The organism is Bacillus sp. GZB, assembly GCF_001975995.1.
Taxonomy (GTDB): Bacteria; Bacillota; Bacilli; order Bacillales; family Bacillaceae; genus Bacillus; species Bacillus velezensis.
This window is the reverse complement of record NZ_MTQG01000010.1, coordinates 117081-131612: the sequence shown is the minus strand read 5'-3', so window position 1 is coordinate 131612 and position 14532 is coordinate 117081. Positions and strand designations below refer to the sequence as shown.

General features: G+C 46.2%; 18 protein-coding genes. 8 read left to right on the top strand and 10 right to left on the bottom strand.

Annotated elements, in window-relative coordinates; translation table 11 throughout:
- Positions 1-15 precede the first annotated feature (15 nt).
- Together BXO87_RS00875 and BXO87_RS00870 are read right to left on the bottom strand one after the other, a co-directional pair.
- Entirely contained in the window at positions 16-1242 is a 1227-nt protein-coding gene (locus BXO87_RS00875) for an ABC transporter permease (protein ID WP_007409219.1), read from the bottom strand.
- Entirely contained in the window at positions 1235-1978 is a 744-nt protein-coding gene (locus BXO87_RS00870; RefSeq protein WP_025284506.1) for an ABC transporter ATP-binding protein, read from the bottom strand. Before BXO87_RS00870 ends, BXO87_RS00875 begins: the two co-directional genes overlap by 8 nt.
- Positions 1979-2468: 490 nt before the next feature.
- Between BXO87_RS00870 and BXO87_RS00865 the strand changes: the two genes are divergently transcribed.
- The 3 genes from BXO87_RS00865 to BXO87_RS00855 all read left to right on the top strand — a co-directional run bounded on the left by BXO87_RS00865 (position 2469) and on the right by BXO87_RS00855 (position 4760).
- Positions 2469-2906, top strand: a complete 438-nt coding sequence (locus tag BXO87_RS00865) for an HIT family protein (RefSeq protein WP_007409220.1) — start codon at positions 2469-2471, stop codon at positions 2904-2906.
- Between the two features lie 135 nt (positions 2907-3041).
- Positions 3042-4121, top strand: coding sequence for a 3-phosphoserine/phosphohydroxythreonine transaminase (serC, locus tag BXO87_RS00860; RefSeq protein WP_038457490.1), 1080 nt, complete (start codon positions 3042-3044; stop codon positions 4119-4121).
- Between the two features lie 120 nt (positions 4122-4241).
- Positions 4242-4760, top strand: coding sequence for a tryptophan transporter (locus BXO87_RS00855; protein ID WP_012117208.1), 519 nt, complete (start codon positions 4242-4244; stop codon positions 4758-4760).
- 57 nt (positions 4761-4817) lie between these two features.
- Here BXO87_RS00855 and yhzF read toward each other — a convergent pair whose 3' ends face one another.
- The gene (yhzF, locus tag BXO87_RS00850; RefSeq protein ID WP_038457487.1) at positions 4818-5009 is read right to left on the bottom strand and encodes a membrane protein YhzF; all 192 of its coding nucleotides are present in this window, start codon (positions 5007-5009) and stop codon (positions 4818-4820) included.
- A 117-nt stretch (positions 5010-5126) separates the two neighbouring features.
- Between yhzF and BXO87_RS00845 the strand changes: the two genes are divergently transcribed.
- Together BXO87_RS00845 and BXO87_RS00840 are read left to right on the top strand one after the other, a co-directional pair.
- Entirely contained in the window at positions 5127-5483 is a 357-nt protein-coding gene (locus tag BXO87_RS00845) for a YtxH domain-containing protein (protein ID WP_007409224.1), read from the top strand.
- A 179-nt stretch (positions 5484-5662) separates the two neighbouring features.
- Positions 5663-6274, top strand: coding sequence for an HTH-type transcriptional regulator Hpr (locus BXO87_RS00840; RefSeq protein WP_007610395.1), 612 nt, complete (start codon positions 5663-5665; stop codon positions 6272-6274).
- Here the strand turns inward: BXO87_RS00840 and BXO87_RS00835 are convergent.
- A complete protein-coding gene (locus BXO87_RS00835; protein ID WP_003155243.1) occupies positions 6271-6612 on the bottom strand; it encodes a YhaI family protein in 342 nt (113 codons plus the stop codon). The two genes, BXO87_RS00840 and BXO87_RS00835, sit on opposite strands and share 4 nt — an antisense overlap.
- 210 nt (positions 6613-6822) lie before the next feature.
- Between BXO87_RS00835 and BXO87_RS00825 the strand changes: the two genes are divergently transcribed.
- Both BXO87_RS00825 and BXO87_RS00820 read left to right on the top strand, forming a co-directional pair.
- Positions 6823-7353 carry a DUF3267 domain-containing protein gene (locus BXO87_RS00825; RefSeq protein ID WP_038457485.1) on the top strand — a complete coding sequence of 177 codons (531 nt, stop codon included), beginning with the start codon at positions 6823-6825 and terminating at the stop codon, positions 7351-7353.
- A 60-nt stretch (positions 7354-7413) separates the two neighbouring features.
- The gene (locus tag BXO87_RS00820) at positions 7414-7632 is read left to right on the top strand and encodes a hypothetical protein (RefSeq protein WP_003155245.1); all 219 of its coding nucleotides are present in this window, start codon (positions 7414-7416) and stop codon (positions 7630-7632) included.
- A gap of 56 nt (positions 7633-7688) precedes the next feature.
- Here the strand turns inward: BXO87_RS00820 and yhzE2 are convergent, their stop codons facing one another.
- Both yhzE2 and yhzE1 read right to left on the bottom strand, forming a co-directional pair.
- Entirely contained in the window at positions 7689-7775 is an 87-nt protein-coding gene (yhzE2, locus tag BXO87_RS00815; protein ID WP_003155248.1) for a sporulation protein YhzE2, read from the bottom strand.
- A gap of 124 nt (positions 7776-7899) precedes the next feature.
- Positions 7900-7986 carry a sporulation protein YhzE1 gene (yhzE1, locus tag BXO87_RS00810; protein ID WP_017417375.1) on the bottom strand — a complete coding sequence of 29 codons (87 nt, stop codon included), beginning with the start codon at positions 7984-7986 and terminating at the stop codon, positions 7900-7902.
- Positions 7987-8144: 158 nt separating this feature from the next.
- Here yhzE1 and BXO87_RS00805 point away from each other — a divergent pair, with 158 nt between their 5' ends.
- A complete protein-coding gene (locus BXO87_RS00805) occupies positions 8145-9002 on the top strand; it encodes a peptidylprolyl isomerase (RefSeq protein WP_007610390.1) in 858 nt (285 codons plus the stop codon).
- 38 nt (positions 9003-9040) lie between these two features.
- Here BXO87_RS00805 and BXO87_RS00800 read toward each other — a convergent pair whose 3' ends face one another.
- From BXO87_RS00800 to BXO87_RS00785, 4 genes are all read right to left on the bottom strand, one after another.
- The gene (locus tag BXO87_RS00800; protein WP_012117207.1) at positions 9041-9268 is read right to left on the bottom strand and encodes a sporulation YhaL family protein; all 228 of its coding nucleotides are present in this window, start codon (positions 9266-9268) and stop codon (positions 9041-9043) included.
- Between the two features lie 114 nt (positions 9269-9382).
- Positions 9383-10327 carry a 3'-5' exoribonuclease YhaM gene (gene yhaM, locus BXO87_RS00795; RefSeq protein ID WP_003155251.1) on the bottom strand — a complete coding sequence of 315 codons (945 nt, stop codon included), beginning with the start codon at positions 10325-10327 and terminating at the stop codon, positions 9383-9385.
- A 73-nt stretch (positions 10328-10400) separates the two neighbouring features.
- A complete protein-coding gene (locus tag BXO87_RS00790) occupies positions 10401-13283 on the bottom strand; it encodes an ATP-binding protein (protein ID WP_038457483.1) in 2883 nt (960 codons plus the stop codon).
- Positions 13280-14503, bottom strand: a complete 1224-nt coding sequence (locus BXO87_RS00785; protein ID WP_076851074.1) for a metallophosphoesterase family protein — start codon at positions 14501-14503, stop codon at positions 13280-13282. Before BXO87_RS00785 ends, BXO87_RS00790 begins: the two co-directional genes overlap by 4 nt.
- Between the last annotated feature and the right edge of the window lie 29 nt (positions 14504-14532).

Genomic DNA, 14532 nt, shown 5'->3' with positions numbered 1-14532 from the left:
CAAAAACCCGATTGATTACAGCTTGCCGTACTTTTTCAATCTTCCGCCCATATACGAAGGCATGATCACAAAAATCAGAACGGCTGAAGCAACAGCCGCATACAGCGCCCCGCTGACTCCCGCGGCATAGGCTGACGCTGCACAGAACAGCAGCGCCTGCACGGTTAATGCCGATTTCATCAGCGAAAAGAAACTTTGCAGCTTCGCTTTCTGATTGACCGGGTAAAGCTCCTGCAGAGAAAGATGATGAAAATGCCCGAACAGCGGCAGAAGCTGTATTCCCGTAATAAAGACGGTAAATACGGTTAACGCCGCCGTTATCCACGGATTTGCGGAAACGAGCATAATAATCAGGATAAAAATAATCGTGAGCCTGACCTGAATGCCAAGATAATCATTTGAACGCAGAAAGGCCCGCGCATACATATAGGAGAACGTTTTCCGCTGTTCAAACGGAATCATTCTGAGCAAAAAGTCGAGATACGCCCGGCGTTTTGCCTGTTTTTTCAGGTGAGGCACATCGGTAAACAGATTGGCGATTCTGTAAAACCGCTGCTTCCTTCTTAATTCATATTCAATATGGGCTTCCCATTTTAATGATTTATGTTTTGCGGCCGATGTGAAATACACATAAAGGCCGGCCATCACAATGTAGACGGCGGCAGCGTACACATAAAACGACTGTAAGACGAAGTATAAAAGCAGCATATTGCAGATAAAGCGTATGACCGCATCCATCATTTTCATGCTTCTGTCATTCATAAACGTCATCCGCCACTCCATGGCCTGATTCCACGCTTTTACCGCCAGCATCTGAATAAATACGGCGGCATACGACGCAAGCGACGCCCCCGGACTTACCGCGAAAAACAGGGGCATGCATACAAGCGACAGGGCAATAAGCGGAAACAGCTGTGACAGATAGCTGTACTTAAATGAATGCTTAAAGTATGTCCCCATTTTCGGTTCAAGCGGCAGCAGAAACACGAGGTCCGCTTCCTTTAACAGCGTCCGGACGTATGAACCGGTCAGCACAAATGAAAAGAGCACCGCCATCACCCAAAATGACGGAAAATGAACGGGAATGTCTTTGACCCACTTGCTGTACCAGCTCGCCGCGCCGGCAATAAAAAAGATCAGCACAATGACGAGATGATCATTGAGCATATATTTCATATACATTCTGGTTTCCTTTATATGCTCTTCAAGCCGGGACTGCCAAATAGTAGACATATTATTCATGGCCGGCGTCTTCCTTCGTCAGTTCAATATACAAGTCATCAAGAGCTGCGTCTTCCATGCCGAACTGCTCTCTCAGTTCTTCCAGTGTGCCGCTTGCCCGCACTTCGCCGTTATGTAAAATAATGAAAGCGTCACAGTAGCGCTCTGCCGTAGCCAGGATATGTGTTGACATCAGCACGCTTGATCCGGCTTTTTTCGCGGCGTCCATCCGCTCCAGCAATGCATTGATCGCAAGCGGGTCAAGGCCGAGAAACGGCTCGTCAATGATATAAAGCGAAGGCTCCGCGAGAAACGCGCACATGATCATGACCTTCTGCTTCATCCCTTTGGAAAAGTGAGCGGGAAACCATTTCAGCCTTTTTTCCATTCTGAATTCTTTCAGAAGCGGAGGAAGCCTTTTTTCAAGCGTTTCTTTGGAAAGGCCGTACGCCATGGCCGTCAGCTCCAAATGCTCCTTGAGCGTCAGTTCTTCATACAGCACCGGCGTTTCTGGGATGTATGTAAATTGCGAGCGGTAGCTTTCCTTATCCTCCGAAAACGTCTTGCCGTTCAGCTCGATCGAGCCTTTATGCGGGTCCATTAATCCGATAATATGCCGGATCGTCGTGCTTTTGCCCGCGCCGTTTAATCCGATGAGTCCGACAATCTGGTTCGGCTCAAGGGTGAATGAAACATTTTTTAAGACCGGGTTTCTCGTATAACCGCCGGTTAAGTCTTTTACCGATAGCAGAGACATAATTTCTCCCCTTCTGATTCGTTTTTCTTCATAGTACCAAAAATAAAGTCTGATTTGAAACGATTCCCTTTTTTTCTCACGTGAAAAGTGTGCATAGTTATCGTTTTGGCGGACATCATAATGTATGTAGAAGGAAACAGCTTTAATCAACTGAAAATGAGGTGTTTATAAAAGACGTCTTAGAACAGTTGGATGAAAATCAACATGTCCTGTGCTTACAATTTCTTCACACACTGCTTTGATGATGTTCTTCATTCATGATGAAATAATCAAATGAGGTGTTTGTCCCAGGAATGATTAAGCAGACCCATAAGTCTTCATTTTAAAAACAAATGAGGTGCTTACAAAAGGCATATTCAATTTTCTTTGATAAAGCTCGTACTTCTGCATCAGGGTGAACGCGCAGCCGTTCATCCTGTTTTTTGTTTTGGCCGTTTTTGTGGTACGATGAGAATATACATATATTTCTTTTCAGGGAGGAAACCCATCTATGCACAAAGCGGACGATTGTATTTTCTGCAAAATCATTGCCGGTGACATTCCGTCTTCAAAAGTATACGAAAATGAACACGTCGTGGCGTTTCTTGATATCAGCCAGGTCACAAAAGGCCATACGCTCGTGATTCCGAAAACACATATCGAAAACGTGTACGAGTTTACGCCTGAGCTTTCTAAAGAATATTTTGAAGCGGTGCCGAAAATCGCACGCGCCATCCGCGATGAATTCGAGCCGATCGGGCTGAATATTCTCAATAACAACGGTGAAAAAGCGGGCCAATCGGTGTTCCATTTTCACATGCATATCATTCCGCGTTACGGAAAAGGAGACGGTTTCGGGGCTGTCTGGAAGACCCACGCCGAAGACTATACGCCTGACGATCTTCAGGAGATCGCTTCAACCGTCAGAAAACGGCTTGCCTCATCTTAAAGATGAGGTTTTTTTGCGTCCGGAAACACAAAAAACATAAATTATATTTTTTTATATCAAAAAAATCAAAAAATTGTGATAGGATAATTGTATTATTTCTTACACTAAAGCGGAAAACAGGGAGAGATCGTAAACATGGAACGTACAACGAATTTCAATGCAGGACCCGCAGCCCTTCCACTGGATGTGCTGCAAAAAGCACAAAAAGAATTTGTCAACTTCAATGATACCGGCATGTCCGTCATGGAGCTGTCCCACCGGAGCAAAGAATATGACGCGGTGCACCAAAAAGCCAAAAGCCTTCTGAAAGAACTGATGGATATTCCCGACGATTATGATATTTTATTTCTTCAAGGCGGCGCAAGCCTTCAATTCTCCATGCTGCCGATGAACTTTTTAACACCGGAAAAAACGGCGCACTTCATCGTAACGGGCGCATGGTCTGAAAAAGCACTCGCCGAGGCGAAACTGTTCGGAAACACATCCTTCACGGCAACAAGCGCAGATTCAAACCACAACCACATACCGGAAGCGGACCTCTCAGGAATCAAAGACGGCGCCTACCTGCATATTACGTCCAACAACACGATTTTCGGAACGCAGTGGAAAGAGTTCCCGAATTCACCGATCCCGCTCGTAGCGGACATGTCAAGCGACATCCTGAGCAGAAAAATTGATGTCAAAACGTTTGATGTCATCTATGGCGGAGCCCAAAAAAACCTCGGGCCGTCCGGCGTCACGGTCGTCATCATGAAAAAATCATGGCTTGAAAACGAAAACGCCAACGTCCCTAAAATTTTGAAATACTCCACTCACACAAAAGCCGATTCACTGTATAATACGCCGCCTACATTTGCGATTTATATGCTGAGCCTCGTCCTTGAATGGCTGGCTGAAAACGGCGGTGTCGAAGCGGCTGAACGGCGCAATCAGGAAAAAGCCGACGTCCTGTACGGCACAATCGACGCAAGCGGCGGGTTTTACGCGGGGCATGCCGCAAAAGACAGCCGTTCTCACATGAACGTCACGTTCACTCTCCGAGACAGCAGTCTCACGAAAAAATTCGTTGAAGAAGCGAAAGCGGCTAAAATGACCGGACTCGGAGGCCACCGCTCAGTCGGAGGCTGCAGGGCGTCTATCTACAACGCCGTCAGCCTGGCTGATTGTGAAAAACTGGCTCAGTTTATGAGAAAGTTCCAGCAGGAAAACGAATAAATTTCTTCTAACATAACGGTTCCTTTGATATACTGTTTGCATATCAATTTTTCCGGCCATCGCAATAAATGACGAGCATATTATTGGATGGCGAAAAAGCTTAGCAGAGGAGAGCTTAGTATGAAAACAAAAGAATTAGTCATTATGGCCCTGTTTGCGGCAATCGGAGCGGTGCTTCATTCCATTATGCCGCCGGTATTATTCGGAATGAAACCCGATATGATGCTTGTGATGATGTTTATGGGTATTCTGTTATTCCCCCGTGTGCAGAACGTGCTGATGATTGGGATTGTAACGGGAATCATTTCCGCACTCACGACATCTTTTCCGGGCGGACAGCTTCCGAATATCATTGAAAAACCGGTAACGGCGTTTCTGTTTCTCGCGCTGGCGCTTTTGGTGAAAAAGAGCGTGAAAACAGCGGCCGCCGCCGTCATTACGATAGCCGGCACCTTCATCTCCGGTTTGCTCTTTTTGGCGCTGGCCCTTCTGATTGTCGGCCTGCCGGGCGGATTCACCGCATTGGTGCTCGCGGTCGTCCTTCCGGCGGCTGCGCTGAATACGATCGCCATTATCATTATGCATCCGATTGTGCAGACGATCTTAAAACGGTCCAATATGATTGAAACGGTGAAATAACCGCATACCGAAACCTCTTCCGGCCGGAAGAGGTTTTTTAATGTGTTTCAGCATGTTTTATACGAGAAGTTTTGTGAAAAAGATAAGGAACAATGCGAGGGCGGTTCCTGCTGAGCAGACAATGGCCTTCTGGCGGACGATCCGCTTCGGCGGATAAGAAGCGGCCTGGCCGAGCAGTTTCAGATAATAAACGGCGCCCGCCGCAAAGACAAGAGCCATACAAGATAAAACAATCATAAAGACAGACAACCTTCTCCCTCCTTTTCCCTTAAAAAATATGCTAAAATAAAGCAAGCTATGTATAGAAGTTTATTCTTCTGAACAAAAATGATAAAAGTTATGAGAAAAAAAACGGGGTGATTTCAAATGGCTGACGGACGTTCCCTTTTAACAGGCCTTTTCGTAGGCGGATTGATCGGAGGCGCAGCGGTGTTACTCTCGGCTCCTTCATCCGGAAAAGAGCTGCGGGGCAAAATCAAAGCGAATTGCAATTCAATTGAGGACACAATCAAACGGTTAAAAAAAGACGGAATGGCGCTTAAGGACCAGCTTGTCCAAACGGCGAAAGAAAGCGCAGAAGTCATTAAAGACGTAGGCGGAGAGCTTCAGACCAGCATTAAAAGGTGGCAGGAGGAAATCAAGCCGCACCAGCAGGATCTCCAAAAGGAAATCGCTGATATCGAAGAGAAAATCAGACAGCTGGAGAAAACCTTACAAAACTAATATCCTATACAACCAAAAAAAGTGCGGACATATTGCGTTCCGCACTTTTTTTTGCGGTTTAAAGCCTTTCCCAGCAACGGATCAAGAATTTATTATAAAATTCTTAAATTTTCATCTTTATTAATCTTTATTTTATTGGCATAATAGAGGAAAAGAAAATGTGAAGCAGGTGATCTGTATTGAATCGTGTTGAACCGCCTTACGATCTAAAAGAAGCTTTAATCTATACCCAAAAAATGGCGCAGCTGTCCAAAGCGCTCTGGAAATCTATCGAGAAAGACTGGCAGAATTGGCTGAAGCCGTACGACCTTAATATTAATGAGCATCATATATTATGGATTGCCTATCAGCTTAAAGGAGCTTCTATTTCAGAAATCGCCAAATTCGGCGTTATGCACGTATCAACTGCATTTAACTTTTCAAAAAAGCTTGAAGAACGGGGATATCTGAAATTTTCCAAGCGGCTGAATGATAAACGGAACACGTACATTCAGTTAACAGAAGAAGGGGAAAATGTATTCGAAAGCCTGCTTGAGGAGTTTGATCCGTCGAGAAACGCTGTGTTTAAAGGCTCACAGCCGATCTACCACTTATTCGGGAAGTTTCCTGAGGTTGAAGAATTAACCTGTGTCATCCGCCACATTTACGGAGAAGATTTTATGGAGATATTCGAGAAATCATTGACAAACATAAACAATGATTTTGATAGTGAAGACGGAAGGCTGAAGAAAAAAACAGACGAATCGGCTGCCCATGAAACGGCTGAAGAGCTGGAACCGATCAACAGTTAATCAAAGTGCTTCATAATCTCAATAAATTCTTCCATCAGCGCTGTATAAAGCCCCTGCTCATACAGAGCAAAAATCGTTTCATGAACATCTAATTTTTCGTTCAGCTGTCCCGCAAAAAGCGCAAGGAGCTTGTCAAACGTCACAAAGCCTTGCGCTTTTTGCGACTCCAGCTCGTCCTCCAATTCGCGGCAGATACGCCCGACCTCTTCTCCTTCTTCTTCGGTCAGCCCTTTTTCAATCATCATCGCATAAAAAGGGTACTTATCCATATCCACCGTTTTCACCAGCAATTGTATGTAATATTCTAAACGCCCGATACGCTGATCCATTGAATCCATCCGTTTCACTTCTTTCTATCTTTAATCTTATTTTAGCTGATAATGAATGGAGAAGAAAGGTTAAACCGTACATTTCCATGTTTCATCGAGCTCTTCTGTTCTTCTCTTTCCAGGTTTATTTTTTTCTTTAAAAAAGGATTGATTTTTTCTCCTGAAGAGAGTAAATTATTTTGAGATTGTACTCCATCTTTGTACGGAAGGATGACTCTGATGAATTGCTGGAAAACCATTAATCTGATCAAAGATTATGGTGCGGTTCGTTTATTATTGACTGCTGTAGGTTTTATGATCCTGTTTTTTATATGCAACTTCTTGGCATTCGGGCTGCTGCGTCCGAATATCAGTTTAAGTGACGGGCACGTGTTTGCTTTTTGTGTTCTGCTCGTTGTTACTTTATTTGTACATAAAGTCATACATGTCCTGCCGATGATTTGTAAAAAAAGAAAAAAGGAAATGAAAATGTACTTCTTGCGGATGCCGATATGGAAAGGCATACCGAAAACGACGATGCTGATTTCAACGATCAGCCCGTTTTTATTCATTACGCCGTTATTGTTTTATGCCGGACTGGCTTTTCCGAGACACGCTCATTACTTTTATATGATTTCGAGCATTCATGCGGGGTATTGCCTGCCTGATCTTCTGTTTGCGCTCCATCTGGTCAAAGCGCCCAAATCATGTCTGATTGACCAGGAATCCGACGGTTTTGATATTTTAGTAAAAAAAGTGCCGGAGTCTTGATGTCCCGCTGATTTTTCAGGTTACATTCTATCTTTTTTAATAAATATTTGGTAATGTAATATGGGAGCAGTTCAGAGAGAGGGGGAATCTCCCATCATTTTATTCTATTTTATCGTGGCTGCCCTGTTTATTCTTTATTTCATAAACAGGCTCACAAATACATTATGCCTTGTCAGAGAGATTCCTGAAGACCGGCAGGATAAGGTATTCCGTTTTATTAATGTATCTATTTTAATTTTACTGATCTCTTCATTCGTCGAGATCTCCTTTACTGTGTAAACAGGCAAAAAAATATGGCTGACGGAGGTCTGACCCCCGACAGCCATATTTTTTTCTTAATAAAGCCAAGAAGCGCCGATGATGATCAATAAGATGAACAGAACAACCAATAATGCAAAACCGCCTGCAAATACTTCACCCATCTCCAAAAGCACCTCCTACAAAACGTTTTATTTTTCCAATTACATCATATGCAATTTACTTCTGAAACGATTAGGCGCCCGGGTAAGAAAACGGACCGCTTTTAGAAAAAGCGATCCGTTTCGCTTAACAAATGTAAGCTGCACCTACGATGATAAGCAATATGAACAGTACTACGAGCAGTGCGAAACCGTTTGAATATCCTCCGCCCATGGTTCATTACCTCCTTTTCATGATCAATATATTTGTATGTATCAGGAAAAAGTTTGACTAGACGAATGCCCTTTATTTAAAATCTTTTTACAGAAAGCCACAATATGTTATGATACGCATATGCAATTTAATTTGGATGATTAGGAGTGTTTAATGGAATGAAGAAAATCGCGATAGCAGCTATTACGGCAACGAGCGTCCTGGCTCTCAGCGCTTGCAGCAGCGGCGACAACGACGTGATTGCCAAGACGGATGCCGGAAATGTAACAAAAGGCGAGCTCTACACGAACATGAAAAAAACCGCGGGCGCAAGTGTGCTGACACAGCTCGTACAAGAAAAAGTATTAGCAAAAAAATACAAAGTATCGGATAAAGAAATCGATACCAAGCTGAAAGAGTACAAAACGCAGCTCGGTGATCAGTACAGCGCCCTTAAACAGCAGTACGGCGAAGATTACCTGAAAGATCAGGTGAAGTACGAACTGCTTGCGCAAAAAGCGGCGAAAGACAACATCAAAGTGACTGACTCCGATACGAAAGAATATTACGACGGCTTAAAAGGTAAAATCCGCGCGAGCCACATCCTTGTCGCTGACAAAAAGACAGCTGACGAAGTGGAGAAAAAGCTGAAAAAAGGCGAGAAGTTTGAAACGCTTGCGAAAGAATATTCAACTGACAGCTCAAAAGACAACGGCGGCGACCTTGGCTGGTTCGATAAAAAGTCAATGGATGAAACATTCAGCAAAGCTGCATTCGGTCTGAAAGTCGGACAAGTCAGCGATCCGGTCAAAACAAAATTCGGTTATCATATCATCAAAAAGACAGAAGAACGCGGCAAATATGATGACATGAAAAAAGAACTGAAAGAAGAAGTTCTTAAGCAGAAATTAAACGACAACTCAGCTGTACAGGCGGCGATTCAAAAAGTCATGAAAAAAGCTGACGTAAAAGTTGAAGACAAGGACTTAAAAGACACGTTTAACACTTCAACATCATCATCTTCTCAATCTAAATAAAAAAACTGTGCGGGCTCTCGGCGAGCCGCACAGTTTTTTTATGCGATGGAATGATTGGAGTTTTCTTCCGCATCCCCGTTTTCACTTGCGGGCGCCGCCATACGGCGCTCGCGTTCCTGTTCCATCCGTTCAATATACACCCTTCCTTCTTTTTCAATAAACGACTGATCAAGCTTTTCCTCTTCTTTAGCTGTTGTGAAAAGCTTATAAGCGCTGAAAATAATTCCGATAATGCAAAGGTATACCCACCAAGGAAAAAATAGCACGTCGGTTTCCTCCCTTTTTCACCCAGAGTCTTTATTCTAAGCTATGCTTGATAAAGACAAGTTATGAGAGCTGAACGTAAAAAAGACCGATCATAGAGAATCGGCCTTTTTATCTTATTGATGGAAAGTCGGTTTGTAGAAAGAACGGTTTTCAAGCGCAAATACACGCTCTGTGTATTCGCCCGGCTTCACCCGTTCCAGCGCTCTGTCCATCATGATCATTTTTGCATCCAGATTGTCAATGTAGTGCAGAATTTCCGCTTCTTTCACCATCGGCGGTTTCGGGCTTCCCCATTCCGCTTTTCCGTGATGGCTTAAAATCAAATGCTTCAGAATCAGCACTTCTTCAGCGTCAATCTGAAGCTCTTCGGCTGCTTTTGAAAGCTCTGTCACCATGATCGAAATGTGCCCGAGCAGATTCCCTTCCACGGTGTACGTTGTGGAAACGGGGCCTGAAAGCTCTTTTACTTTGCCTAGATCATGCAGAATGACTCCGGCATACAGTAAATCCCGGTCAAGAGACGGATACAGATCGGCAATCGCTTTTGCCAGGTTCAGCATGGACACTACATGATACGCGAGCCCGGAGACGAACTCATGGTGGTTTTTAGCCGCAGCCGGGTAATCCATAAACTCAGCCGCATATTTTTTGACCAGATGCCTTGTGATCCGTTGGATGTTTGGGTTTTTCATTTCAAAAATGTATTGAGTGACGGTTTCCATCATTTCATTTTTCGGAATCGGCGCCGTTTCCAGAAAATCATCAATGCTGACATTTTCGTTCTCGCCGGCCGGCCGGATGTTTCTCAGCTTAAGCTGGTTTCGTCCGCGATAGTGATGGACATCTCCGATCACCTTCACGATCGTCTGCGCCGCGTATGTTACTTCATCAGTCGGCTTGGCATCCCACAGCTTCGCTTCGATATCTCCCGATTGGTCCTGCAGCATTAACGTCAGGAATGGTTTTCCGTTGCTTGCGATTCCCTTAGTCGAAGATTTAATCAGAAAGTATTGATCGACCTGCTCGCCGACCTCGTGCAGCATAATACCTTTTGCCATTCTATTAAAAGCTCCCTCCATATCTTACATAATACCAGTATAGCACATACCTCTTTTTTGAAAATAAACTCTTTTATGACAGGAGCCGCATGACTTGTCCGCTGTGAAAAGACCGGCTGACATGCTCATGGCAGGTGAAATAAAGTATCTGCCGCCCGCCTTCTGAAAGCTGATTCAGCACATCAAACAGCCGCTGCAGCCGCTGCCTGTCAAAATGGACAAAACTGTCATCAAGTAAAAACGGCAGTGATACCGCAGATTCCCTCTCTGACGCAAGGGCAAAACGAATCGCCGCATAAAGCTGCTCGCATGCCGCCTGTGAGAGTTCGCCTGCAGAAAACACCGTTCCGTCTTTCCGCATGACCATAATGGAATCATCAGCCTCGGAGAAATACAATTTGTGGTAGCGTCCGTCCGTAAGCGGTCCGTATAATGCGCCGGCGGTTTCTAACAGACGGGGAAGCGTCACTTTTTTATGCCGCTCCATTTTTTCCCTTATAATGTGTCTGACCGTCTGTAATGCAGCCCACTCTTTAGCGGTTTTTTTCACGCGCTCCTTCTGCATTTCTGTCTGCTGTTTTAAATCGGATACAAGCCCCGAGGACTCCAGCTGCTCTTTTTTCACCGTTAATAAAGCGGTTTGCTCACGGAGCTGGGCGCTTTTTTCCTCAAGCGTTTTTTTCTCTGTTTCCTTCTGAACGACTGTATGTTCAAGTTCGGACACTGTGCGGCTCATGTACGTCTCCAGCTGTTTTCCGCCTATGCCGGACAAGTGCGTTTTGATTTCGCGCAGCTGCCGCTCTGTTTCCCGGCGGCTTTCATTCAGCCTGGCGAGTTCACAAAAGTGTTCGCGGTTTTTTGCGCCTGCCGCCATGAAAAGCTGTTTGACCTGCTGTTCGTAGTAATGAACTTCTTCGTTTAATTCACGCATTTGCTCTTGTGCATGCAGCAGATCCGTTTCGAGCGCCTGTTTTCGTTTTGCTTCCTCACGGGCCCGTTCCGCCTGCGCCAGCAAAACGTGCAGTCTTTCTTTTACGGACAGCTCCCTTCCGTCTGAAGGACTCAGCTTTTTGACCCGGTCCTCAAATGCTCTTTGCAGCTTTTGCAGCCTGCCCGCTTCAATGGTCAGCTCATGCTTGTTAAGGATTTCTTTTTTGACATCTTTCATCACATGATATGCGTCAAGAAGATGGGAAGGGCTTCCTGAAAACCCCAGTTCCTCCATAAAAAGTTCCGCCTGTTTTTCAGACGGCGCCATTTCGGCCTCCCATTCTTCATATTGGCGGATGACTCTTTCATATGCCGCTTCTTTCTGTTCAAGCACGGCTTGATCCGCAATCAGCTGCTGCCGGTGCCGGCCGTCACGCCAAAGCTCTTCCTGCAGAAGATCAGCCGCTTCTTTGGAGATCGCCGGCTTCTTTTTCTTGTGTCCGGGCCCTCCTCTTGCTGACGGCAGCGGTTTTTGCATGCCGGACAGCATATACAGCAGCAGAGCACCGGTAAAAAGGGCGGCGGGCAGCCATTCCTTTAACATAGCGAAAATCGCAATGAACAGAATGCCCGCACCGAGAAAGAGCTTTTTTTGTTTGGCGCGCTGTTTTTCCAGATGCTGAACATGTGCCTGCCATTCGTTTCCTTCTGTATCAGCCGTTTGCTTATATGATTGTAAAGCGGCTTCTTTTTCTTTCCTGACAGCGGGGTCCAAAATGTTTTCCGCCGTCACGGCATGTTTTCGTTCGGCTTCTTCCAGCTCCAGCCGCGCTTGTTCGAAAATCGCATCAAGCTGTGTCTTTCTTTCTCTAGCCTGTCCGGCGCTCTGCACGGCTTCCTGCAGCCGCCATTCATATTCATAATCGGTGTTCAGTGAAAGAATGCCGTCTTCCTCATGTCTTCCGAGCTGCTGCAATCCTGACGAAACGCGGGCAGATGTCTGCCGGATCTGTGATTGGATGGCAGCAAGCTGTTCGCCGCGCGATTCATACATATGCTGCTCGCCGGAAAGCTCCTGCAGCTGCCGCTCTTTTTGCAGCAAGTCCTCATTTGGAGCGAGCAGATCAGCCTGCCGCCTGAGTTCAGCCGCTTTTGCCCGAAGTCCCTCAAGACGGGCCGCTTTCGGATGGAGATGCGATTCGTATTTTTCAAGCTGATGCATTCCGTCCTTCGGGAATTGCTTCAATGCTTCCGGATAAGAAGAAAGTTCGCTTTCCAAGGCTGTTTTTTTGTCTGCGAGCGGCTTTGCTTCTATCGCCGATTTTACTGTTTTGATTTCTTCAGTTATGTCTTTCAATCGTGCTTCGGCATCCTGCAAACGGCCGCCGGCGCTTTTTTTCTCTTCCAGAAGGCTGTGATAGCCCGCTTCCGCAGCTTCCGCCTGTTTCAGCTGGGCGCTGAGCCGCTTTAATGTATCCAACTCCTGATTTAAGCGGGGGTTCCGCCCGTTCGGCTTATACATCCTGTCAAGTTCTTTTGCCAGTCGCCCGTCAAGCTTTGCCGCCGCTTCCGACCCGAATAAGCTCGAATACAGGAGAAACTCGCCGATTTTGTCCCGGTTAAAAGCTTGAATCTCCTGCAGTCCGAATACATCGAACGAATAGATCGCTTCGTACAGCGCCCGGTCTGTATCGGAGAGAAGCTGTTTGAGCCATTCTCCGTCCTTGATTTCGCCTGAAGCCGTATACACTCTGACTTTTTCGGCAGCGCCTTTTGTCCGTTCGATTTTGACGGCACCGTGATCGCCATGCTTCAATTCCACAGTGCCGCCGTAAACCCCGCCGTTTTTCGGTTCGTATTTTTTTGATTTCGGAAAACCGAACAGCACGCTTTTGATGAAGGACATCAATGTCGTTTTCCCCGCTTCATTTAATCCGTAGATCACTTGCACGGGAGAATCTGACAGCTGAAAACTTCGGTCAGAAAATTTTCCATATTGGTAAATATGCATCGCCGTTATTTTCATCGCTGAAGCTCCTTCATTTGGCGTCTTAAAACGGCTTGAGCCTGCCGCTTAATATCCAGTATCTCTTCATCTGTAAATGAAGCCATCTGACGCCGGTATACGGGATGACGCTCAAGGGCTTCAAATACACCGCTCATGTCCGCGCATTGTTCTATGTCCTGAAGCAGCCCTTTAAAAAACGGATCGGGCGGCACGCTGTCTGTTTCGTCCGTCCGATCCTCAAGCGCAAGCGGCCAGATGAAACATTCCTCTTCGGCCTCTTCCTCCTGTAAGGCGGAAAGAAGCTCCTCCGCGATGCCTGCGGGCGCCTCCGTCCAAAAGCGGGGCGCCGCGCCGCGAAGCACCAGCCTGACACATGCCGAGCGGCCCGCCGCGCGCAAGCCGGAGAATGTATCCGATGCGGCTTTCAGAAGTGAAGTCATATGTTCAGCTCCGGAGATATCAAGATCAATTTCCTCCCATAACACATCATGCGCTTCTTTGAATTCCCAAGACATCTCACCGTTTGCCGCCCGGACGAGATAATATCCCTTAGGCCCGGTTTCTTTTAAATGCCGGGCTTGAATATTCCCCGGGTAAATAGCGGCGGGATGCTGGGCGGACAGAACCTGCCGTTTATGAATGTGTCCGAGCGCCCAGTAATCCATGCCGCTTTTTTCAAGGTCTTCTTTCGTAAACGGGCAGTACGGGTCATGCCCTTCCGCTCCTGATAACATGCCGTGGAGCATGCCGATATGATAAGGCGCGCCGGTCATTTTCCGGTAACGGGCCGCCTGATTGACCGTTACGCTTCTTTCCTGATAGCTGCATCCGTATATGCTTGCCGCAAGCTCCCCGTTTTTAAAGAAAGATTTTTCCTCCGGTGTATCCGAGGTGAAGATATGTACATTTTCCGGCCATTCAATCGGCGTCCACTTACCGCCCAAATGATCATGGTTGCCGAATATGACGAACACTTGGATATCCGCTTCCTGTAATCTCGCAAACTGTTTTCTCAAAAACAGCTGGGCTTTTAAACTTCTGTTGGCTTCGTCAAACAGATCCCCCGAAAGCAGCACGAAATCTGCCTGCTCCCGGAGTGCCCCGTCCGTCAGTCGGCGGACGCTGTGAAATGTGCTTTCTTTAATACGCGCATATACCGGTTCAGGCAGATTCGAAATGCCGTAAAACGGGCTGTCCAGATGCAGGTCAGCGGCATGAATAAACGTCAGATCAGCCATCTCGCCCTCCCCTTTCTGCAAATTGAATT